The organism is Paucilactobacillus suebicus DSM 5007 = KCTC 3549 (assembly GCF_001434475.1).
GTDB lineage: Bacteria > Bacillota > Bacilli > Lactobacillales > Lactobacillaceae > Paucilactobacillus > Paucilactobacillus suebicus.
The window spans coordinates 1-840 of record NZ_AZGF01000070.1 but is presented as its reverse complement, the minus strand read 5'-3'; the positions used below and the strand labels follow the sequence as shown (position 1 = coordinate 840).

The window sequence follows — 840 nt, the reverse complement described above, 5'->3', positions numbered from 1 at the left end:
TAGTGTTGCACTTAACTTGACAATTGAGGAATTCAAAAATTTGTTGCAGAATTTAAATTAAATCCCCAACCAGGCACCTTTAATTTTAGAAATATTTTCGGTACTCATGATAGATCCGATGCTGTTTATAATGCTCCACGTGTCTGGTATGGCCATCAGATGTTTAATGGTAATACGGCAAATAACGATGACCCTGAGTCAATGGATCTTCCATTTATCATGCATGCAGATAGCTTAATTTCATTGGCAGACGTTAAAAGATATCTAAGCTCTCATTATAACAGTACCGAGTTTGATCCGATTGGTACAGGTCCTGTTCAGTTGAAGAAAAAATATCGGCCAATCAGTCTCGCAAAAACACAAGAGTCACATGTTTTACAGATGAGACCTAATCAACATAATATTCACTGGTTGTCGATGGGCGTCAGTGCCCAAAGTATTTATATTCCAATTTTTGCCGAGACAAAAGACGTTCCCCGCGCGTATAAGACTGGTGGACAAGTATATTCAAGTTTGTCCGCATATTGGATTTTTAAACTTACGGGTGTTTTGGTGGATGCTCACCTAAAGGATTTCATTCCACTACTTGAGGATACTCATAAGAGATTAGATATTTCATTTGGGAAACAGATAAAGAATATTGACCATCATATTTCTGACGTCAAGAATGATAAAGTAGCCGAATTTTTGACAGATCAAACGAAAAAAATGTCACTTGAGGCACTGAGCGCATTTAGGGAATTAAACGCAGTTATGATTACTAAATCTACTGATATGTCATTGTTAAATTTTAATACTGATGAAAATCTAGGTTCTTCGTCAAGAAGTACTGATAGAAAA

General features: G+C 36.3%; 1 protein-coding gene. It reads left to right on the top strand.

Annotation, left to right across the window (positions count from 1 at the left end):
* Positions 1 to 30: 30 nt before the first annotated feature.
* On the top strand, positions 31 to 840 hold an 810-nt coding region (locus FD16_RS12450), incomplete at its 3' end, for a C69 family dipeptidase (RefSeq protein ID WP_235804818.1).